Source organism: Cellulomonas uda (assembly GCF_006538705.1).
Classification (GTDB): Bacteria; Actinomycetota; Actinomycetes; order Actinomycetales; family Cellulomonadaceae; genus Cellulomonas; species Cellulomonas uda.
This window is the reverse complement of sequence record NZ_BJLP01000010.1, coordinates 36,303-58,188: the sequence shown is the minus strand read 5'-3', so window position 1 is coordinate 58,188 and position 21,886 is coordinate 36,303. Positions and strand designations below refer to the sequence as shown.

Genomic DNA, 21,886 nt, shown 5'->3' with positions numbered 1-21,886 from the left:
CCTCACCGTAGGCAGCACGCGCGCCGGCCGCCCGATCTCGTCGGCCCGCTCCGCTCCCGTGCCCCCGCCGTCAGGACAGGACCGCGCCGCGGCTCGCGGACTGCACGAGCTTGGCGTACTTCGCCAGGACACCGCGGGTGTACCGCGGCGGCAGGGGTGCCCAGCCCTCGCGGCGGTGCGCCAGCTCGTCGTCGTCCACGAGGAGGTCGAGACGCGCGTGCGCGACGTCGAGCCGGATGCGGTCACCGTCGCGCACGAACGCGATCGGGCCGGCGTCGACCGCCTCGGGCGCGATGTGCCCGACGCACAGTCCCGTCGTGCCGCCCGAGAACCGGCCGTCGGTCACGAGCAGCACGTCCTTGCCCAGCCCCGCACCCTTGATCGCGCCCGTGATGGCGAGCATCTCGCGCATGCCGGGCCCGCCCTTGGGGCCCTCGTAGCGGATCACGACGACGTCGCCCGCCTGGATGGTGCCGTCCTCGAGCGCGTCGAGCGCCCCGCGCTCACGCTCGAACACGCGCGCGGTGCCCTCGAACACGTCCGAGTCGAAGCCCGCGGACTTGACCACCGCGCCGTCCGGCGCGAGCGAGCCCGACAGGATCGTGATGCCGCCCGTGCGATGGATCGGGTCGTCGAGCGCACGCAGGATCTTGCCGTCGGGGTCGGGCGGGTCGAGGTCGGCGAGGTTCTCGGCGACCGTGCGGCCCGTGACCGTCAGGCAGTCGCCGTGCAGCAGGCCCGCGTCCAGCAGCGCCTTCATGACCACCGGCACACCGCCCACGCGGTCGACGTCGTTCATGACGTACCGGCCGAACGGCTTGAGGTCGCCCAGGTGCGGGACGCGACGCGCGATGCGCGAGAAGTCGTCGAGGGTGAGGTCGACCTCGGCCTCGTGCGCGATCGCGAGCAGGTGCAGCACCGCGTTGGTCGAGCCGCCGAACGCCATGACGACCGCGATGGCGTTCTCGAACGCGTCCTTCGTCATGATCTGGCGCGCGGTGATCCCGCGGCGCAGCAGCTCGACGACCGCCTCCCCCGACCGCTGCGCGAACTGGTCGCGGCGCCGGTCCGCCGACGGCGGCGCGGCCGAGCCCGGCAGCGACATGCCCATCGCCTCGGCGACCGACGCCATCGTGTTGGCGGTGTACATCCCGCCGCACGCGCCCTCGCCCGGGCAGATCGCACGCTCGATGCGGTCGAGGTCCTCGCGGCTCATGAGACCGCGCGCGCACGCGCCGACGGCCTCGAACGCGTCGATGATCGTCACGTCCTTCTCGGTGCCGTCCGAGAGCTTGACCCAGCCCGGCATGATCGAGCCCGCGTACAGGAACACCGACGCGAGGTCGAGCCGCGCCGCGGCCATGAGCATGCCGGGCAGCGACTTGTCGCACCCCGCCAGGAGCACCGAGCCGTCGAGCCGCTCGGCCATCATCACCGTCTCGACCGAGTCGGCGATCACGTCGCGGCTCACGAGCGAGAAGTGCATGCCCTCGTGGCCCATCGAGATGCCGTCCGAGACCGAGATGGTGCCGAACTCGAGCGGGTAGCCGCCGCCGGCGTGCACGCCCGCCTTGACCGCCTTGGCGAGCCGGTCGAGCGAGAGGTTGCACGGCGTGATCTCGTTCCACGAGCTCGCGACGCCGATCTGCGGCTTCGCGAAGTCCTCGTCGCCCATGCCGACGGCGCGCAGCATGCCGCGCGCCGCCGTCGCCTCGATCCCGTCGGTGACCTGCCGCGACCGCGGCTTGACGTCGGGTGCATCCAGATCGGTCATGCGCCCACCGTAGGAGCGGAGCCCGCAGCGCGCTATGGGCAGGGCGCGCTACGGGCGGGGCGCGCTACGGGCGGGCGCGCTACGGGCGGGCGCCGAGCGCCGCGACCGCGACGTCCGGGTTGTCGCTGAACAGCCCGTCGACGCCAGCCCCGACGAACGCGCGCACCTCGGCCGCGAGGTCGCCCGTGCTCGCGGGGTCGTCGCCGCGACGCAGGTCCGTCGGCAGGAACGTGTTCTCGCGGCGGAACGTCCACGCGTGCACGGTCAGGTGCTCGCGGTGCGCGTCACGGACCACCGACGTGGGCCGCGCGAGCCTGCCGTCCGGCGTGCGCGGGATCACGCGGTCCTTGCACAGCCCGACGCCGTCGGCGTAGCGGGCGACCTCCCGCAGCCCGGTGCGCGTCACGAGGTCGGCGTACGTGCGCGGGTCGCCGGCCGCGACCAGGTCGTACGGCGCGCCCGAGCAGTCGACGAGCTGCACCAGCGGGACCTGCGTCCGGCGCGCGAGCCAGCGCAGGTTGCCCGTCTCGAAGCTCTGCACGACGACGGGCGCGTCGGGCCGGTCCAGCCCGGCCGCCCGCAGCGCGCTCAGCAGCCGACCCTCGAGCGGCAGGCCGATCGACGCGAAGTACGTCGGGTGCTTGGTCTCGGGGTACACCCCGACCTGCCGGCCCGCGCACGAGACCGACCGCCGCGCGAGGTCGAGCACCTCGTCGAGCGTCGGCACCTCGTAGCGCCCGTCGAACGCGGCGCTGCCGGGACGGAGCTGCGGAAGCCGCTCGACCGCGCGCAGCGAGCGCAGCTCGGCGAGCGTCAGATCCTCCGTGAACCACCCCGTGACCGAGCGGCCGTCGATCACCTTGGTGGTGCGGCGGTCGGCCAGCTCGGGCCGGTGGGCGACGTCCGTCGTCCCGCTGATCTCGTTCTCGTGCCGCGCGACGAGCACGCCGTCCTTCGTCGCGACGACGTCGGGCTCGATGTAGTCGGCGCACTGCCGGATGGCGAGCTCGTAGGACGCGAGCGTGTGCTCCGGGCGGTAGCCGCTCGCGCCGCGGTGACCGATGACCGTGACCGGGTGGCTGCGCACGCGCTCCCGCCGCAGCTCGACGATCGCGAGCTCGGTGTCGTCGGGCGTGCCGGGCCGGCGGGCGGCGTTGCCCGGGTAGTTGTTGTCGTTCGCGATCAGCAGCCGCCCGTCGCGCAGCTGCACGACCGTCTCGAACGACTGCACCGGCAGCGACCACGGGTCACCCGTGCCGTACCCGCCGTCCGCGTCGAGCCCGTGCGGGTTCGCGACGTCGAGCGCGTCGAGCACCAGCTCCTTCGCCAGGAACCCGTCCCGCTCTGCGCGGCGCAGGTCCACGCGGTAGACGCGCTTCGTCACGGCTGCCGCACCCTCGAAGTCGTCGCGCTCGACGACGAGCAGCTCGTGCGCGCTCGTCGCGAACGCGTCGCCCACGACGTTCGCGTCACGGTCGGTCTCGTACGACCAGGTGCGGCCTGTGTACCGACCGCGCTGCGTGTCGAACTGCGCGACCGTGCGCCGCCGCTGCAGCGGGTCGTCGACGAACGCGCCCTCGGTGATCGGGTAGAGGTAGCGACCGTCCGGCGAGCCGGCCATCGCCTCGAACCCGCGGCTCGCGGGCAGACGCGGCGTCTCGCCCGGCTCGAGGTCGGGGCTCTGGGGCGAGCGCACGCCCGGCATGGGCACGGGCGCGCTCAGGAGCCGGCCGGTGCGGTCGACGTGCAGCAGGAACGGCCCGAACTCCTCACCGATCCAGAACGAGCCGTCCCGGGCCTGCACGAGCGACTCGATGTCGAAGTCCGCGCCCGTCAGGTACCGCTGCGCGGTGTCGCCGTTGACGATCGGGAAGCCGATCCGGCGGTCGGGGTCACGCAGCTGAACGAACCCGTCGACCCGCACGTCGCCCGCACCTGCGCGCGCCGTCTCCCACCGCGGCGTGATGCGGTAGATCCGCAGCAGGAAGTCCGCCGAGTTCGCCTTGCTGCCGAACCCGTTGTCGGGCTGCGCCCAGAACGACCCGTCGCCGGCGTCCACCACGGCGGAGAAGCCGGGGATCACCTGTCCCGCGAACGGTCCGCGACGACCGTTGGCGGGCGTCGCCTGGGCACCCGAGGGCGGCCCGGGCTCGAGGTGGTCGGCCGACAGCGTGGCGTGCGCCACGAGCGTGGGCTCGGTGGTCCAGGTGACCGCCGACCGCGGGTCCCGGTCACCGAGGGCCGGCTCGTCGTGGTCGCCGCCCGTCGCGTGCGCGGGCGCGCTCACCAGGATCGACACGAGGGCCGTCGTGAGGACGGCGACGGTCGCGGCTCGGCGGCCCGCACGTCCGGGGGTCCGCATGCGTGAGGAGGTCATGACCCGAGCGAACCGGACGAAACCGACGCCTCGCGGACGCGCGGGCGAGCGGCCCGTGACGAGCACGTGAAGCCCGGCCGACCGGGCACCGGCCCCTTCCGTCGCGCGGCGGAGCGTGCAACTATAAGGCTCTGCTTATGAAAGGGGTTCGCCATGACCATCTCGGTCGATCCGATCGCCACCGCGGGGCTCGTCACGCGCGAGGTACGCACCGGTGAGCGTGCCGGTGCGCCGACGCGCGTCGCGGTCGCCCGCCGGACGTACGCCACCGACCCGGCCGACCTGTGGGACGCGCTCACCGACCCGCAGCGCATCCCCCGGTGGTTCCTGCCCGTCAGCGGTGACCTGCGCGTCGGCGGGCGCTACTCGCTCACGGGGAACGCGTCGGGCGTGGTCGAGCGGTGCGACGCGCCGCGGCTGCTCGCGCTCACGTGGGAGATGGGGCCGCAGGTCTCGTGGGTCGAGGTCGAGCTCACGCCGGTCGACGACGGCACCGGCGACCGGACGCGTCTCGAGCTCCGCCACGAGGCGCCCGTCGACCCCGAGTTCTGGACGCAGTACGGCCCGGGTGCGGTCGGTGTCGGGTGGGACCTCGCGCTGCTCGGTCTGGGCCTGCACCTGGACACGGGCGAGCCCGTCGACCCCGACGACGGCGCCGGGTACGCACTGACGGCCGACGGCAGGGCGTTCGTGCGAACGTCCGCCCAGGGATGGACCGCGGCCGCGGTCGCGGCGGGCGAGGACGCCCGGGACATGCAGGCGGCCGGGGAGCGGACCGTCACCTTCTACACCGTCGACCCCTCGCAGCCGTCCACGGAGGAGACACCGACCGGGGAGACGCCGACCGAGTGAACGCCCGCCCGCTCCCGGCCGAGGCGGCGCTCGACGCGCTCGGCCACCCGCTGCGCCGGGTGCTCCTGCGCCTCGTCGCGGCGCAGGAGCAGTCGGTCGGCGAGCTCGTGCGCCGCGTGCAGCCCGTGCGGCCCGTGTCGCAGCCCGCCGTGTCGCAGCACCTCGGTGTGCTCCGCGAGGCCGGCCTGCTGACCGTGCGGACCGAGGGCACGCGACGGATCTACGGGCTCGACCACGAGGGGCTCGCCGACGTGCGCGCGTGGCTCGACGAGCTCGTCGACCCGCTCGCACCGCTCGCCCAGCCGCTCGACGCGCTCGCGACCGAGGTCGCCCGGGGTCGACGTGCCCGGCGTGCGTCGCAGCCGGAGCGGGTCAGCCGCGGCGCAGGCGCGTGACGTCGCGGACGGCGCCGCGGTCGGCGGAGGTCGCCATCGCGGCGTACGCCTGGAGCGCCGGGGACACGTAGCGGTCGCGGTCCTTCGGCTGCCACGGGGTCTCCGAGGCCTCCATCTTGGCGCGGCGCTCCGCGAGCACCTCGTCGGGCACGTTGACGCGGATGAGGCGCGACTCGACGTCGATCTCGATCTCGTCGCCGTCCTCGACCAGGCCGATCGTGCCGCCGGCCGCGGCCTCGGGCGAGACGTGACCGACCGAGATGCCCGACGAGCCGCCCGAGAACCGGCCGTCCGTGATGAGCGCGCAGACCTTGCCCAGGCCGCGGCCCTTGATGAACGACGTCGGGTACAGCATCTCCTGCATGCCCGGGCCGCCCGCAGGGCCCTCGTACCGCACGACCACCACGTGGCCGGGCTGGACCTGCTTGGTGAGGATCTTCTCGACCGCCTCGTCCTGCGACTCGCACACCAGCGCGGTCCCGACGAAGTGGAAGACGTCGGGGTCGATGCCCGCGGTCTTGATGATCGCGCCGTCGTCGGCGAGGTTGCCGCGCAGCACCGCGAGCCCGCCCTCGACCGTGTACGCGTGGGCGACGTCGCGGATGCAGCCGTTCGCCTGGTCCGTGTCGAGCGACGCCCACACGTTCGTCGTCGAGAAGGCCTGCGTGGTCCGCACGCCGCCGGGGGCCGCGAGGAACAGCTCGCGCGCACGGTCCGTGGCCTTGCCGCCGCGGATGTCCCAGTCGTCGAGCCAGGCGCGCAGCGTCGGGGTGTGCACGCTCGTCACGTCGTGGTCCAGCAGGCCGCCGCGGTCGAGCTCGCCCAGCAGCGCGGGGATGCCGCCGGCGCGGTGCACGTCCTCCATGTGGAAGCTCGGGTGGTTCGGCGCGACCTTCGCCAGACACGGCACACGGCGCGAGATCGCGTCGATGTCCGCGAGCGTGAAGTCGACCTCCGCCTCCTGCGCGGCGGCGAGGATGTGCAGGACGGTGTTCGTCGAGCCGCCCATCGCGACGTCGAGCGCCATCGCGTTGCCGAACGCCGCCTTCGTCGCGATGCCGCGCGGCGCCGCGGTGTCGTCCTCGTCCTCGTAGTAGCGGCGGGCCAGGTCGACGATCGTGCGTCCGGCCTCCAGGAACAGGTCCCGACGAGCCGCGTGCGTCGCGAGGGTCGAGCCGTTGCCCGGCAGCGACAGGCCCAGGGCCTCGGTGAGGCAGTTCATCGAGTTCGCCGTGAACATGCCCGAGCACGACCCGCAGGTCGGGCAGGCGTTCTCCTCGACGGCGTCGAGCGCCTTGTCCGAGACGTTGTCGTCGGCCGAGTAGTTGATCGCGTTGATGAGGTTGAGCGGCGTGGCCGCCACACCGTCCGCCACGACGGCCTTGCCGGCCTCCATGGGCCCGCCGGACACGAAGATCACCGGGATGTTCAGCCGCAGCGCCGCGTTGAGCATGCCGGGCGTGATCTTGTCGCAGTTGGAGATGCACACGAGCGCGTCCGCGCAGTGCGCGTTGACCATGTACTCGACCGAGTCGGCGATCAGGTCGCGGCTGGGCAGCGAGTACAGCATCCCCGCGTGGCCCATCGCGATGCCGTCGTCCACGGCGATGGTGTTGAACTCCTTGGCCACGCCGCCGGCCTCGCGGATCGCGCCCGCGACCAGGTCGCCCATGTCCTTGAGGTGCACGTGCCCGGGGACGAACTGCGTGTACGAGTTCGCGATCGCGACGATCGGCTTGCCGAAGTCCTCGGAGCCCATGCCGGTCGCGCGCCACAGCGCGCGGGCACCGGCCATGTTGCGACCGTGGGTCGAGGTCCGAGAGCGCAGCGGACGGCTCATCGTGTTCACTCCTTCGTCACGCACCTCGGGTCAGCACCGGTCGATCGCGGCGGGGGCAGGTGCGCTGCCCGAGAGCCTACGTCCGTCCCACGGCGCGGATGCGCCCGCGTCCACGACTCGGCCCGCGCCCCCGGACGTGCGGAGGCCCCGCGCCCCCGCACCGCCCGTGGAGGAGTGGCGGTGCGGGGCGCGGGGCCGTGGAGGCTCGCGTCCCGGGAGGTCAGGGCGCGAGGACCTCCGTGGCCGTCCAGCGGTCGTCGTCGTCGACCGTGTGGACGGGCCCGACCAGGCGGACGCTGGTGGAGGCGGCACGTTCCGCACTCGTGCCGACCCACAGCTCCAGGTCGCCCGGCTCGACGATGCGGGCCAGGTCGCGGCCGCTGAACGCGACGCGCGTCGTCGGGACGTCGAACCGCACGACGACCGACTCCCCCGCCGGGACCGCCACACGGCGGAACCCGACGAGCTGCGCGACCGGACGCGTCACGCTCGCGACGACGTCGTGCGCGTACAGCTGCACGACCTCGTCACCGTCCCGGTCGCCCGTGTTGGTCACGCGGACCGCGACGCGTACGCGCCCGTCCGTCGCGACCTCGGCCGACTCGGCCGTGAGCTCGTCGTACGCGAACGTGGTGTACGACAGGCCGAAGCCGAACGGCCGCACAGGACGCGACGGCAGGTTGGTGACGTCGCCGTCGCCGCCCAGCGCCGGGTGCAGGTACGTGTACGGCTGCGACCCTGCCGCGCGCGGCAGGCTCACGGGGAGCCGACCGGACGGATTGACGCGGCCCGACAGGACGCCCGCGACCGCGGGACCGCCCTCCTCACCCGGGAAGAACGCCTGGACCACGGCGGCGCACCGCTCGACTGCCCAGCCGATCGCGTACGGCCGGCCCGTGAGCAGCACGAGCACGACGGGCGTGCCCGTGCCGAGGACGGCCTCGACGAGCTCGCGCTGCACACCCGGCAGCTCGAGGTCGTCCCGGTCGCAGCCCTCGCCGACGGTCCCGCGGCCGAACAGGCCCGCGCGGTCGCCGACGACGACCACCGCGACGTCCGCGCCGGACGCGGCCTCGACCGCGGCGGCGAAGCCCGACCGGTCGTCGGTGTCGACGTCGCAGCCCCGCTCGGCGACGACGTCGACGCCGACCAGCTCGGAGCGCAGCGACGCCAGGACGGTCGGGACCTCGATGCCCGTCTCCACCTCGGGGTGGTGCTCGAGCACGTGGTTGACGAACGAGTAGCACCCGAACATCGCCTCGTGCTGGTCGGCGTTGGGACCGACGACCGCGACGCGCGCCGGCGTCGGACGCGATCCGCCCAGCAGTGGCAGCACGCCGTCGTTCGCGACGAGCACGACCGACTCCTGCGCGAGCCGCGCGGCGACCTGCCGGTGCGCGGGCGAGTCGAGCTCGACACCCGCGGGGGGCTCGCCCTCGAACGTCGCGTCGAGCAGGCCGAGCTCCGCCTTCTGGAGCAGCGCCCGCGTCACGGCCCGGTCGACGAGCGCCTCGTCGACCTTCCCGGCGCGGATCGCCTCGGCCAGCGGCTCGAGGTACGCGTCACCCGTGGGCAGCTCGATGTCGACGCCCGCGGCGAGCGCGAGGCCCGCGGCCTCGCCCAGGCCGTCCGCCACGTGGTGGAGGATGTCGAGGAACGCGACGCCGAAGTAGTCCGCGACGACGACCCCGTCGAACCCCCACCGCCCGCGGAGCAGGTCGGTGAGCAGCGTCGGGTCGGCGGCCGTCGGGACACCGTCGATCTCGGTGTACGCGTGCATGACCGACCGCACGCCGCCGTCCCGGACCGCCATCTCGAACGGCACGAGCAGCACGTCGGCGATCTCCCGCGGACCCGCGTGCACGGGCCCGAAGTTGCGGCCCGACTGCGACGCCGAGTAGCCGACGAAGTGCTTGAGCGTCGCGTGCACGCCCGCGGCCTGCAGGCCACGCACGTACGACGTGCCGATCTCGCCGACGAGGTACGGGTCCTCCGCGATGCACTCCTCGACCCGGCCCCAGCGGGGGTCGCGGATCACGTCGAGCACCGGGGCGAGGCCCTGGTGCACGCCGAGCGCGCGCATCGAGCCGCCGATCAGGTCGGCCATGCGGCCCACCAGCTCGGGGTCGAACGAGGCGCCCCACGCGAGGGGCGTCGGGAACGTCGCCGCCTGCCAGGCCGACAGGCCCGTCAGGCACTCCTCGTGGACGAGCGCCGGGATCCCGACGTTCGCGACGAGCGCGCGCTGCCGGCGCCAGAGCCAGGCGGCACGCTCGGTCGGGTCGACCGGGCGCGTGCCGTAGACGCGCGTCAGGTGGCCGAGCCCGTGGCGCACGGCGTCGTCGAGACCGCCGTCACGCGTGAACTCGCCCTGGAGGGGTGCGACGACCTCGCCGTCGCCCTTCTCCCAGAACCCGACGATCTGCGCGAGCTTCTGCTCGAGCGTGAGCCGCTCGAGGATCCGTGCCACACGCTCCGCGTCCGAGACGAACGTCTCGGGCGCCGGGGGCGGGCCGGTCGTGGGCACAGGGGTAGCCATGGTGCTCTCCGTCATCGTGGCTCAGCCCTTGACCGCGCCCTGGAGGCCGCTGACGATCCGCTTCTGCATCGCGAGGAAGAAGATCAGCGCCGGGATCATCGCGACCGACGTGAACGCGAACACGCCCGCGATGTCGGTCGAGTGCTCCGCCGAGTAGTCGGCGACGCCCAGCGGCAGGGTCTTGTTGTCGGACTGCAGCAGCAGCAGCGGCAGCATGTACGCGTTCCACGAGCCGACGAACGCCAGCACGCCGGTCGTGATGAGGCCCGGCCCCGACAGCGGCAGCAGCACCCGCCAGAAGAACCCCAGCCGGCTCGCGCCGTCGAGCTGCGCGGCCTCCTCGAGCTCGTTCGGGATCGCCTGCAGGAACGGACGCAGGATCACGACCGTGAGCGGCAGCGCGTACGCCGCCTGCGGCAGGGCGATGCCCCACCACGTGTTCGACAGGCCGAGGTCGCGGATGAGGATGAACAGCGGGATGACACCGACCGTCGCGGGGAACAGCAGACCGGCGACGAACACCGTGAACAGGCCCTCACGGCCGCGGAACTGGTAGCGCGCGAGCGGGTACGCCGCCATGACGCCGCAGACCACGACGAGCGAGGTGGTGATCACCGCGATCGCCACGGAGTTGCCCGTGTACGTCCAGAACTGCGGGTTCTTGAAGACCCCGATGTAGTTGTCGAGGATCCACGGGTTCGGCATGCCCGACGGGTTGAGGATCAGGTCGCCGTTCTTGCGGAAGCCCGAGATCACGCCGTACAGCACGGGGCCGAGCGACAGGGCGATCACGATCAGCGCGATGAAGTAGATCAGCGGGCTTCCGCCGCGCATCGCGTTGGTCGACCGTCGACGGGACTTCTGGGCAGCGGCCGCGGCGGCACCCTTGGGTGCGGCGAGTGCGGTGCTCATCGGGAGACCTTCTTCCGACGGACGACCGTGACGGTGTTGTCGCGGTTCATGACGAAGCGCTGGTACGTCAGCGCCAGGACGAGCGCGACCACGAAGAGGATCACGGAGGCAGCGGCGGCGATGCCGTAGTTGGACCGCTGCGTGCCCTGCTGGATGAGGAACGTGGCCATCGTGCTGGTCGCGTTGGCGGGGCCGCCCCTGGTGAGGACCCAGACCATGTCGAACAGCTGCAGCGACCCGATCATCGACAGGAACGCCCACGTGCGCAGCGTCGGGCCGAGCATGGGCACCGTGATGCGGCGCTGGATCTGCCACCAGGAGGCGCCGTCGAGCTGCGCGGCCTCGTAGAGCTCCTCGGGCACGCCCTGCAGGCCCGCGAGGAAGAGGATGACCGCCATGCCGAGGTACTTCCAGGTCAGGACGACCACGAGCGCGGGAAGCGCGGTCTCGAGGGTCCCGAGGAAGCCTTGCTGCGGTCCGCTCAACCCGATCTTGTCGAGGATGGTGTCGAGGAGGCCCTCGTTCGGGACGAACATCTGGTACCAGATGACACCCGCGATGACCTCGGAGATCACGTACGGCACGAAGATCAGGGTCCGGATGGTGCCCTGGAACCGCATCTTGCGGTTGAGCAGCAGCGCGATCGCGAGGCCCAGCGGCAGCTGGATGGCGATCGAGGCCACCACGATGATCATGTTGTGCTGGAACGCCTCGATGAACTCGGGGTTGTCCAGGACTCGCCGGTAGTTGTCGAGACCGACGAACTTCTCGAAGTCGCCGAACCCCTTCCACTTGAAGAAGGAGATCTGCACCGCCCGAGCGATCGGGACGGCCACGAACAGCGTGAGGAGTGCGAGGGCGGGCGCCACGAAGAGCGTGATCTCGAGGCCCTTGCGGATGGATGCACCATTCCCGCGGCGTCCGCCCGGCCGGCCGGCCACCGGCCGCGCCGAAGCGCGACCGGTGACCGGAACCGTCGGGGTGGACGTCGCAGGCGAGGCGGGGGCGCCCAGGCGGGCGGTCGCTTCGTCTGCCACGTCGATCACTTCTCCAGGTCAGCCGCCGCCTGCGTGGCGTCGACGATGTCCTGCGGGCTGGCCTTACCGGCGAACAGGTCGACGATCTTGGCGTTCATGGCGTCGCCGATCGCCGGACCGAAGGCCGTGTCGAAGTACAGCTGGATGAACGGCGACGCGTCGCGGACCTCGAGGAGGCTCGCCAGCGCGGCGTCGGACACGTACTTCGATGCGCTCGCGTTGGTCGGAAGACCCATGTCGAGCTCCGCGAAGCCCTTCTGGACCTCGTCGGACAGCAGGTACGACGCGAAGTCGACCGCGACGTCGGGCGCGTCCTGCGACACGGCCCAGGCGTCACCGCCACCGAGCTGCGCGGCGGGGTCGCCCTCGCCACCCGTCACGGCCGGGAACGCGAACCACGCGAGGTTCTCGCCGATGCCGGCCTCACCGATCTCGTCGGTGATGCCCTGCATCACGCCGGGCTCCCAGTGACCCTGGAGCTCGATCGCGACCTTGCCCGTGGCGAGCAGGCCGGACGCGGACGTCGCGCCCTTCTGCGCGACCGTCGACAGGAAGCCGTCGTTGAACGGCTGCGCGTCGAGCAGCTCCTTGAGCGACTCGCCCGCACGCACGAAGCACGGGTCGGAGAAGTCGAGCGAGGAGACGGCCGAGGTCAGGACGTCCTGCTTGCACTGGCGCAGCGCGAAGTAGTACCAGTAGTGCGCCGCCGGCCAGCCGTCGCCCGCACCGACCGAGATCGGCGCGATGTTCTTCGCCTTGAGCTTGTCGATGGCGTCGTACATCTCGTCCCACGTCGTCGGCGGGGCCTCGATGCCCGCCTCGGCGAAGAGTGCCTTGTTGTACCAGAAGCCCACGACGCCGATCGAGAACGGCAGCGCGTACGTCTTGCCGTCGACCTGGAAGCCCGCGACGGTGCCGCCGAGCTTGGCGATCGTGTCCGCAGCCGGCTCGGACAGGTCCTTGGTCAGGCCCGCCTCGACGTGGTCGGCGAGCTCGCCGCCACCACGCTCCATGTAGATGTCGGGCATGTCGCCCGACTGCATGGCGGCCGCCAGCTTGTCGACCATGTCCTCGTGCTGCATGGCGTTCACCTTGATGGTGACGCCCTCGTGCGAGGCCTCGAAGTCCTTCGCGACCTTGTCGTAGTAGACCTTGCCGTCACCCGTGTTCGAGTTGTGCCACCACTCGAGCGTGACGGCCTCGCCCTTGGCGCCACCACCGGAGGTGGTGCCGTCACCGGACGGGGTGTCGCCCCCGCTGCTGCAAGCGGCAAGGAGAGCGATCGTCGTCGCGAGCGCGATACCGGCGCCCGCACGGCGCATGCGTGCCATGTCTGGTCCCTTCAGTCTTCGTTGACCCACCTGGACGACGACGAGAGTGCCAAAGTTTCGAGGCGGGTGTCAATCGTTATCGAAACCGATATCGACACCGTTATGAAACCGATGCCATATAGTCACCGCGTGGAGCACTCCGGTCGGGTCAAGATGTCCGACGTCGCCCGCCGAGCGGGCGTGTCGGTGGCGACCGTGTCGAAGGTCGTCAACGGTCGCTACGGGGTCGCGCAGGCCACCCTGGACCGGGTCCAGCAGGTCATCGCCGACCTCGGGTACGAGGCGAGCCTCGGTGCGTCCAGCCTGCGCTCGCACCGCACGCACGTCGTCGGGATCCTCGTCGCCGAGTTCGAGCCGTTCAGCACCGAGCTGCTCAAGGGCGCGTCGGAGGCCATCGGGTCGACCGAGTACGAGCTGCTCGCCTACTCCGGCGGCGGCCGGCGCACCGACGTCGGGTGGGAGCGGCGCTACCTGTCCCGCCTCGGCGGCACGCTCATCGACGGCGCGATCATCGTCACCCCCACGGTCGTCGACGCGCACAGCGTGATCCCGGTCGTCGCGATCGACCCGCACACGGGGCCCACCGGCCTGCCGACGGTCGACTCCGACAACTTCGCCGGCGCGGTCATGGCGGTCGAGCACCTCGTCGCGCTCGGGCACCGGCGCATCGGCCTCATGGGCGGACGCCCGGACCTGGAGTCCGCACGGCTGCGCGAGGCGGGGTTCCGCGCCGCGCTGCAGGCCGCGGGCCTGGAGGTCGACGAGTCGCTCGTCGTGAACGGCGGGTTCCGCCCCGAGACGGCGACGCAGCCCGCGCGTGAGCTGCTCGACCGGCCCGACCGCCCGACCGCGATCTTCGCCGCGAACGACCTCTCGGCCATCCGGACCATCGAGGTCGCGCGCGAGCTCGGGCTGCGCGTGCCCGACGACCTGTCGGTCATCGGGTTCGACAACGTCCCCGAGTCGGCGCTGTGCGAGCCGCCCCTCACGACGATCAGCCAGCCGCTGCGCGACATCGGCGCACGCGCCCTGCACCTGCTCATCGACCTGCTCGACGACAAGCACGACAAGGACGTCCCGACGCACCTGCAGCTGCCGACCGCGCTCGTCGAGCGCTCGTCCTGCCGCGCGCTGGCCTGACCCGGCACGGCCCGTCCGGCCCGCTAGAGGACCGTCGCGTCCTCGGCGTCCTCCTCACGCGAGCCCTCGCGGATGTGCCGCGTGACCCAGGGGGCGATCGCGAACATCCCACCCGCGAACACGAGCGCCACGGCGCCGATCCAGCCGAAGTAGGCGGTCGGGCCCACGTCGCTCGTCGCCTGCACCACCTGTGCGGTGATCGCGTTGCCCGCGCTCGTCGCGAGGAACCACAGGGCCATCGCCTGCCCGCGGAACGCCCGCGGCGCGAGCAGCGTCGTCGCCGCGAGACCCACGGGTGACAGGCACAGCTCGCCGACGGTCTGGATGACGTACACCAGCACCAGCACCCACCAGGGTGTGCGCCCGTCGCCCGCGATCGCGGACGCGCCAGCGAGGAACAGGAACGACAGCGCCGCGAACGTCAGACCGATCGCGAACTTCACGGCGGTCGGCGGCCGGTCCTCGAGCCGGACCCACAGCCACGCGAAGACGGGCGCGAGGACGATGATCGCGGCGGGGTTGACCGACTGGAAGAACGCCGGCGAGACCTCGACGCCGAGGATCGTGAGCTCCGTGCGGTCCCGTGCGTACTCGGACAGCGTGCTCGCGGCCTGCTCGAAGATCATCCAGAACAGCATCGCCGCGACGAACAGCGGGATGTACGCCCGCAGCCGCGTGCGCTCCGCGCGCGTGACCTTCGGCGAGCGGAACATCACCCAGAACGTGGCCACGGGCGCGGCGAGCGCGATGTACGACAGCGCGTCGATGAACGTCGTCGTCGTGAACCCGCCGGAGACCGCCGCCGCGACGCCGACCGCGACGAGGCAGCCCACCAGGACGGCACCCACGAGCCGCACGAGCGGCCCGCGGTCCGCCGCCGTGAGCGGGTTCGGCGCCTCGTCGCCGGCGCCGCCGAGCAGACCCCGCCCCGCGACGAAGAACACGAGCGCGATCGCCATGCCGACCGCCGCCACGGCGAACCCCGCGTGGTACCCGCCGATCTCCCGCGCGACGCCCACCAGGATCGGCGCGAGGAGCGAGCCGATGTTGATGCCCATGTAGAAGATCGAGAACGCCGAGTCGCGGCGCGGGTCGTCGCGCGAGTACAGCTCGCCGACCATGCTCGAGACGTTCGGCTTGAGCAGGCCCGTGCCGAGCGCCACCAGCACGATGCCGAGGTAGGAGAACCGCGAGTCGGGGACCGCGAGGCTCACGTGACCCGCCGCGATGACCACGCCGCCGTACAGCACCGAGCGCCGCGCGCCGATCACCCGGTCCGCGAGCCACCCGCCAATGACGGACAGCAGGTACACCGACGCGCCGTACACCGCGACGACCGCGTTGCCGAGGTCGTCCGCGAGCCCGAGGCCGTCGTTCGCGATCGTGTCGGTGAGGAAGTACAGCAGGATCGCGCGCATGCCGTAGTAGCTGAACCGCTCCCACAGCTCGGTGCCGAACAGCGTCATGAGCCCCAGCGGGTGCCCGAAGAACGCGCGGTCGCGCGGCACGACCCCGTGCGCCTCCCCGACGCGCACGGACCGTGCGTCCAGCCGCGCGTCCCCGGGTGCCGGGTCGCGGGGCTCCATGCGGCGACGCGGGTGGCCCGGCGGCTCGTCAGGTGCGCGCATGCCCCCATCGTCGTGGGGCTCCCGGCGCGCCACCAGTCGGAGGCGGCAGCGGTGTCAGCGGTCCGAGCCCAGCTGGCCCGCGCGGTACTCGTCCTCGAGCAGACCCATGTCGATCGCGTCGCACCACCGGTCGCCGTCGCGGTAGGCGTCGCGGCGGCGCCCCTCGACCCGGAAGCCGAGGTTCTCGTACAGCGACAGCGCGCGGGAGTTGACCGACAGCACGTCGAGGCCGACCCGGTGCAGCCCCAGCCCGTCGAACGCGAACCCGAGCACCAGCTCGATCGCCTCCGTGCCGTAGCCGCGGCCCCGGTACCCGGGGCGCATCACGAGCCGCAGGTTCGCGCTGCGGACGACGTCGTCGATGTCGTTCAGCACGATCTCGCCGAGGTACTCGTCCTGACCCGCCAGCGTGATCGCCAGGTCGACCCGGCCCGGCAGGTCCGCCACCGTCGCGCACCAGCGGTCGACGTCCTCGCGGGCGAACGTCGCCGTGGTCCCGGTCAGGCGCTTGCCCTCGGGGTCGGTGACCACCTCCCAGACCGCCGCGGCGTCCGCGGCGCGGATCGGTCGCAGCGTGAGCATCTCACCCTGCAGGGTCGGCTTCTCGCTGCTCGTCGTCTGCTCGGTCATGCGCGACGCCCCTCCCGGCTCGGTGAGGCGAGGCTATTGCACCGGTCCGCGCCACCGCACCGACCCGCCGAGGACCGCCCGGGAACGACGAGGCGGCGTCGCCGCGGAGCTCAGCCATGCTCCGCGGCGACGCCGCCGGTCCCGTCGGGTCAGCGCAGCGTCAGCAGCGCTCCCCTGCTCGTGACCGTGCCGGCCACGTTGTGGACCACGGCCCGGAACGTCGAGCCGTCACGCGACGCGGTCGCGTTGATCCGCAGCGTCGTCCTGGTGGCACCCGAGATGGCGAACCACTTCGTCGACCCCTTGGGCTGGACGTACCACTGCACCTTCGGCGCGGGGTACGCGGTGGCCGCCACGGTGAACGTCGCGACCGTGCCCGGTGCCGCCACCACCGACCTCGGCTGCGCCGTGATCGTCGGGGCGACCTTCGTGGCGGTGATCGTCGCCGCCTTCGTGGTGACCGTGCCCGCGCTGTTCTTGAACACCGCGCGGACCTGGACGCCGTCGACCGTCGGCGTGAGCGAGACGCTCACCGTGGTCTTGGTGGCACCGTTGATCTTCGTCCACGACGACGAGCCGGGGAGCTTGCGCTCCCACTGGACCGCCGGCGTCGGGTAGCCCGACGCCTGGGCCGTGACCTTGACCACCGAGCGCACCGGAGCCGTCACCGACTTCGGCTGCACCGTGACCTTCGGCGCCACGCGCTGCACCTTCAGCTGCGCGGTGCGCGTGATGGCCGTGCCGTGGCTGTTGGTGAACACGGCGCGGAAGCTCGCCCGGTCGTTGACCGCGACGGCCTTGACCGTGAGCGTGCTGCTCGTGCGACCGGACAGGTTCGCCCAGGTCGTCGAGCCCGGCAGCTTGCGCTGCCACTGCACCGTCGGCGTCGGGTTGCCCGTCGCCGCAGCCGTGAACGTCACCGTCGAGCCGAGCGTGCCCGTGGTGGTGACCGGGTGGGTCACCACGACCGGCGCCGTCTCGACCGGCGGCTCGGACGCGGCGACCAGCTTGGCGACGCCCCAGCGGGCCGTCGACTGGTAGCCCGTGCCCGTCGGGTCCGCCCAGTTGGTGATGGCGTGCCGGCTGCCGCCCGCGGCGTCGTTGACCTGGACGTCCAGGCCGTGGAACGTCCCGAGGCCGCCGTACTCGAGGAGGCTGATCGCCGCCTCGACCCGGTACCCGGTCGCCGTCGGCACGACGGCCGACTGCAGGCGGTTGCGCTGGAACGCCTCGTCGCCCGTGCCGAACGAGACCGCACCGGTCGCGTCGATCCGGATCTGCGTGTCGTCGTAGCGGTACGCGCCGTTCTTGAAGTTCCCGCCGTCCACGTAGATCTCGACGGAGTCCTTCGTCCACGGGTCGCTGCCCGACGTGTCGACCTCGGGGTCGGTCACGTCCGCCAGCAGGTACAGCGTGTTGTCCTTCCACAGCGTGCGGAAGGTGCCCTGCGCACCACCCGTGCCCAGCGTCGGCTTCTCGGTCGTGACCGAGCCCGCACCGGACCACACCGCGTCGACGTCGCCGTCGATCGTCGGGGCGGTCGCGGTCGCCGGCACCTCGGTGTACGACAGCGGCTCGACGAGCGTGACGCTGCCGAGCACGCCCGACGTGTTCCACGCCGACGTCGTGTCCTGGTCGACGACGCGCACGTCGAGCTCGACCACGTCGCCGCGGGCGGCGCCTGACAGCGGCACCGTGGCGACGACGGACCAGCCACCGGCACGCTCGACCGCACCCGACGAGCCGCGCGCGATCGTCGTCACGCCGTCCGGCGTCTCGAGCAGCACCGCGTCGCCCGAGTCCGCCGACGCGTCGTCGACGTCCACGTAGGCCAGCAGACCGTCCGGCGTCCAGCGCAGCTGGAACCGGCCGTTCTCGCCCACCGCGTGCAGCGGGAGACGACGCCACTCGTCGGAGCCGACCGCGTAGTCGCCCTCGGCGTCGGCCGCGAACGCGTTCGCGCTGCGGATCGCCGGCGGGAGCTCCTGGTCGGCCGCGCCGTAGTACGCGGGCTTGGCCTTGAAGTAGTCGTCGAACAGCAGCGGCTTGCCGTTGTTCGACGCCCGCCACGACCGTCCGTCGGTCAGGCCCCAGACCGTCACCGAGAACAGGTCGTCGGCGTGCGCCCGGAACGCGTCGAACGCGGCCTGGTAGTAGTACCCCTGGTCGACGGACTTCGCGGTGTCGGGCGAGCCGACGAACACGTCGAGCTCGGTCACGGCCTGCACGAGGTCGCGGCCGTCCGCCGTCTTCATGCCCTCGAAGTCGTCGATCGCGGCACCGAGCGTGCTGACCGGCGTCGACAGGGCGACGTGGAACTGGTGACCCACGCCGTCGATCGGGACGTCCCGCGCGATCAGGCGCTCGACGAGCGCCTTGTAGCGCGCCCGCTTGCCCGTCTGCTCGGTGTTGTAGTCGTTGATGAACAACGTGACGGGGTGCTCCTCGCCATCGGCCGCGTAGACGTCGTTGAACGCCTCGTCCGCGTACTCGAACGCCGAGTCCACGAAGCTCTCGCCGAGGATCTGGTACCAGGTGGAGCGGCGCATGCCGTCCTCGTAGGCGGTGCCGTCGTCGATCACCTCGTTGACGACGTCCCACGCCTTGAGCGGGTTGGTCGGCGAGCCGAACGGGCCGTACTGGTCCGAGATCGTCTCGGCGATCGCGAAGATGTGCTCACGCAGGCGCGCACGCATCGCGTCCGGCCCGAGCAGCGCACCCTCGTCGTCCCGGTAGAACCAGTCCGGCGTCTGGCTGTGCCACGCGAGCACGTGCCCGTACACCCGCAGCTCGTTCTCCTGCGCGTAGTCCAGGAGCGCCTTCGCCTCCGGGTGCATGCGGAACGTGTCCACACCCTCACCCGAGTACCAGGCCTCGACCTTCATGTAGTTCTCGGCCGTGAGCTGGTTGAAGTGCTTGAGCAGCAGCTCGGACGCCGAGCCGTTCATCTCGCGCGAGTCGACGGCCGCACCCATCGGGAACGTGACCGTGTCCTTGAGCGGCGTGAGGTCCTGGATCTCCGAGACCGGGGTCGACTTCACCGTGACGTCGTCGACGACGAACGTCGAGGTGTTGCCGGCCTCGCCCTGCGCCCACTTCGTCTCGAAGTAGATCTCCGCGGCGGTGTCGAACGCCGGCATCGTGAACGTGCCCGTCACGTTGACCCACTGGCTCGACGACAGACCCGTGAACTGGACCAGGTTCGAGAACGCGGCCGAGTCCTCACCCGTCACCGTGCGCGACGAGAGCGTCATGTCGCCCGGCGTGCCCTCGAACTTGACCCACGCCGAGACGTCGTACGACGCACCGGGCGTGGCCTTGTCCGTCACGTCGAACTGGATGCCCTGACCCTGCGAGACGCGGTCCGAGACCCGGACGGCGTACGTCGAGTCGTGCGCGACCTCGTCCTGCACGGCAACCGTCGGGGCACCCTTGCCGTCGTCGCGCGGGGACCAGCCCTGCGGCGTGCCGTCCTCGAAGTCCGTGTCGACGAGCGTGACGCCCTTGGGCGCCGCACCGCCGGCGGGCAGCGTGAACGTCCAGCCGTCCGCGAGCAGCTCGGCGACCACGGTCTTGACCGCGTTGACGCCCGCCGTGCGGTCGCCGCCACCGTCGTGCACCAGGACGATCTCGCCCGGGTTGGACGTGATGGCGTCGCGCAGCGCGGCCGTGAGCTTCGCCTCGTCGCCCGCGTTCTCGGCGCCGTCCCAGTCGAAGATCAGGTTGTCGACCGCGAGCGGCTGCATGCCGAGCGCGACCGCGACCTGGTTCGTCCGGCCCCAGTCGCCGTTGGGCGCACGGAAGTAGGGCACCTCGGCCTCGGGGTCGCCCAGCGCGTCCCGGATGATCGCCAGGTTCGCCTTGAGCTTGTCCGCGACCTGCGCCTTCGTCAGCGAGCCCATGCCGGCGTAGTCGGTGCTGTGGTTGCACAGCGTGTGGCCGTCGGCCACGATCCGCTTGAGCACGTCGGCACCGCCGGGCGCCTGCACGTTCTGGCCGATGACGCAGAACGTGGCCTTGACGTCGTTCTCCTCGAGGAAGTCGAGCAGCGCGGTCGTCGTGGCGCCGTTCGGGCCGTCGTCGAACGTGAGCGCGGACGTCTTCGTCGTGCCGCGCGCGGCCGAGACGGGCGCCTCGGACGGGTTCAGCGCACCGCCCGGCACGAAGGTCGGGTCGGTCTCGACGTAGTCGTCCCCGCTGCCGGCGGCACCGGTGACGCGCACGTCGTCGACGAGGAAGCCCGGGTGGACCGTGTCGATCGCGGACGCCTCGAAGTAGAGGATCACCGAGGTGAGGCCCGCGGGCCGCGTGTACGACCCGGAGATCTCGACCCACTCGTCGGCCGTCACGTCGGCGGCCGTGGCGACGGTCGCGTACGAGTCGTCACCGCCGCTGTTGGTCTGGGCCGTGACCTTGATGGTCGACGCGCCCTCGGTCCCGGCCGGGAGCTTGACCCAGGCGGAGAAGTCGGCGGACTGCCCCGCGACGAGCGTCGACGTCAGGTCGGCCTGCGTGCCCGCCCAGTCGGCGCTGCGGTTCGCGACCAGCAGGCTCTGCGCGCCGCCGTGGAACTCGGTCCCGGTGAGGGAGGTCACCGAGCCGCGGTCGCCCCAGGGCGACTTCGTCGACTCGAAGTCGTTGCTCAGCACGACGGTGGGCTCGCTCGCGGGGGTGGCGGCGGTCACGACGACGTCGTCGAGCTGGTAGGTGAACGCCAGCGCGGGGGTCGGCTCCGGGTAGGGCCCGGTGCCGAGGTACAGCTCGCTCTCGGCGCCCGTCGCGGGGATGGTGTAGGTCCCGGTGACGGTGGTCCACTCGTCGGTCAGGGTGGTGCTCGAGAGCCAGGTGTAGCTCGGCTTGGTGACCCAGCGGGCGCCGACGTTCGTGTCGCCCGCGACGATGCGGGCCTGCGCCGTCACGGTGACGACCGTGCCGGCCTCGAGGCCCTCGAGGAGGTCGGTGGGGGTCGAGACCCCGTCGAAGTTGGCGCCGCGGACGACCTGGTAGACCTTGTCGCCGTCGCCGAGGTCGACGAACGTGCCCGCCGCACCCGACTGCGTGAGGCCGCCGAGGGTCCCGTCGTCGAACGACGCGGTGAGCAGGGACGTCGTCCCGTCCGCCGCGCCGGCGGCGCTCGCGCCGACCGTCACGGCTGTCAGCGGTGCTGCCAGCAGGGCGAGCGTCGCGAGTCCCGCGACCCCTCGTCTGCTGTGCACCCGTGTTCCTGTAAGCATCGACGCTCCTTTGCGTGACGTGGTTCCGGTGGCCGTGAGGCTAACCCGGTGTTGCGACCGGAGGGAACTATCTTTCGGTAACGATTTCGATACCGTTCCACACCCGGTTGTCGCGCCCACCCGACATCTCGGACAGTCGCGCGCGGGGCGCCCGCTGGACGGACCCGCACCATCACCTGGAACAACACCCGAAGGGA

The 21,886-nt window shown here is 72.0% G+C and carries 13 protein-coding genes; 3 read left to right on the top strand and 10 right to left on the bottom strand.

What is annotated here, in order from left to right; all coding sequences use genetic code 11:
* Window positions 1-70: 70 nt before the first annotated feature.
* Together ilvD (CUD01_RS04415) and CUD01_RS04410 are read right to left on the bottom strand one after the other, a co-directional pair.
* Window positions 71-1,774 (bottom strand): dihydroxy-acid dehydratase, encoded by a 1,704-nt coding sequence (gene ilvD, locus CUD01_RS04415; RefSeq protein WP_141319035.1) that lies wholly within the window; start codon window positions 1,772-1,774, stop codon window positions 71-73.
* A 79-nt stretch (window positions 1,775-1,853) separates the two neighbouring features.
* Window positions 1,854-4,151, bottom strand: a complete 2,298-nt coding sequence (locus CUD01_RS04410) for an esterase-like activity of phytase family protein (protein WP_243861104.1) — start codon at window positions 4,149-4,151, stop codon at window positions 1,854-1,856.
* 153 nt (window positions 4,152-4,304) lie between these two features.
* Here CUD01_RS04410 and CUD01_RS04405 point away from each other — a divergent pair, with 153 nt between their 5' ends.
* Window positions 4,305-5,003: an SRPBCC family protein gene (locus tag CUD01_RS04405; protein ID WP_141319033.1), complete on the top strand. Its 699-nt coding sequence runs from the start codon at window positions 4,305-4,307 to the stop codon at window positions 5,001-5,003.
* Window positions 5,000-5,398 (top strand): ArsR/SmtB family transcription factor, encoded by a 399-nt coding sequence (locus tag CUD01_RS04400; RefSeq protein ID WP_166772087.1) that lies wholly within the window; start codon window positions 5,000-5,002, stop codon window positions 5,396-5,398. The genes CUD01_RS04405 and CUD01_RS04400 overlap by 4 nt, the downstream gene beginning before the upstream one ends.
* Here CUD01_RS04400 and ilvD (CUD01_RS04395) read toward each other — a convergent pair.
* The 5 genes from ilvD (CUD01_RS04395) to CUD01_RS04375 all read right to left on the bottom strand — a co-directional run bounded on the left by ilvD (CUD01_RS04395) (window position 5,376) and on the right by CUD01_RS04375 (window position 13,057).
* On the bottom strand, window positions 5,376-7,238 hold the full coding sequence (gene ilvD, locus CUD01_RS04395; RefSeq protein WP_141319029.1) for a dihydroxy-acid dehydratase: 1,863 nt from the start codon (window positions 7,236-7,238) through the stop codon (window positions 5,376-5,378). The genes CUD01_RS04400 and ilvD (CUD01_RS04395) overlap by 23 nt on opposite strands.
* Before the next feature lie 220 nt (window positions 7,239-7,458).
* Window positions 7,459-9,777 carry a beta-xylosidase/alpha-l-arabinosidase gene (locus CUD01_RS04390; RefSeq protein WP_198303509.1) on the bottom strand — a complete coding sequence of 773 codons (2,319 nt, stop codon included), beginning with the start codon at window positions 9,775-9,777 and terminating at the stop codon, window positions 7,459-7,461.
* A 21-nt stretch (window positions 9,778-9,798) separates the two neighbouring features.
* Window positions 9,799-10,689, bottom strand: coding sequence for a carbohydrate ABC transporter permease (locus tag CUD01_RS04385; RefSeq protein WP_094179487.1), 891 nt, complete (start codon window positions 10,687-10,689; stop codon window positions 9,799-9,801).
* Window positions 10,686-11,726: a carbohydrate ABC transporter permease gene (locus tag CUD01_RS04380; protein ID WP_094182046.1), complete on the bottom strand. Its 1,041-nt coding sequence runs from the start codon at window positions 11,724-11,726 to the stop codon at window positions 10,686-10,688. The genes CUD01_RS04385 and CUD01_RS04380 overlap by 4 nt, the downstream gene beginning before the upstream one ends.
* 5 nt (window positions 11,727-11,731) lie before the next feature.
* On the bottom strand, window positions 11,732-13,057 hold the full coding sequence (locus CUD01_RS04375) for an ABC transporter substrate-binding protein (RefSeq protein WP_141319027.1): 1,326 nt from the start codon (window positions 13,055-13,057) through the stop codon (window positions 11,732-11,734).
* A gap of 153 nt (window positions 13,058-13,210) precedes the next feature.
* Between CUD01_RS04375 and CUD01_RS04370 the strand changes: the two genes are divergently transcribed.
* On the top strand, window positions 13,211-14,197 hold the full coding sequence (locus CUD01_RS04370) for a LacI family DNA-binding transcriptional regulator (protein ID WP_141319067.1): 987 nt from the start codon (window positions 13,211-13,213) through the stop codon (window positions 14,195-14,197).
* A gap of 23 nt (window positions 14,198-14,220) precedes the next feature.
* Here the strand turns inward: CUD01_RS04370 and CUD01_RS04365 are convergent, their stop codons facing one another.
* The 3 genes from CUD01_RS04365 to CUD01_RS04355 all read right to left on the bottom strand — a co-directional run bounded on the left by CUD01_RS04365 (window position 14,221) and on the right by CUD01_RS04355 (window position 21,689).
* Complete coding sequence (locus tag CUD01_RS04365; RefSeq protein ID WP_243861103.1) at window positions 14,221-15,825, bottom strand: peptide MFS transporter; 1,605 nt, start codon at window positions 15,823-15,825, stop codon at window positions 14,221-14,223.
* Between the two features lie 54 nt (window positions 15,826-15,879).
* A complete protein-coding gene (locus CUD01_RS04360; protein ID WP_141319025.1) occupies window positions 15,880-16,455 on the bottom strand; it encodes a GNAT family N-acetyltransferase in 576 nt (191 codons plus the stop codon).
* 149 nt (window positions 16,456-16,604) lie between these two features.
* A complete protein-coding gene (locus CUD01_RS04355; RefSeq protein WP_141319023.1) occupies window positions 16,605-21,689 on the bottom strand; it encodes an endo-1,4-beta-xylanase in 5,085 nt (1,694 codons plus the stop codon).
* Window positions 21,690-21,886: the final 197 nt, after the last annotated feature.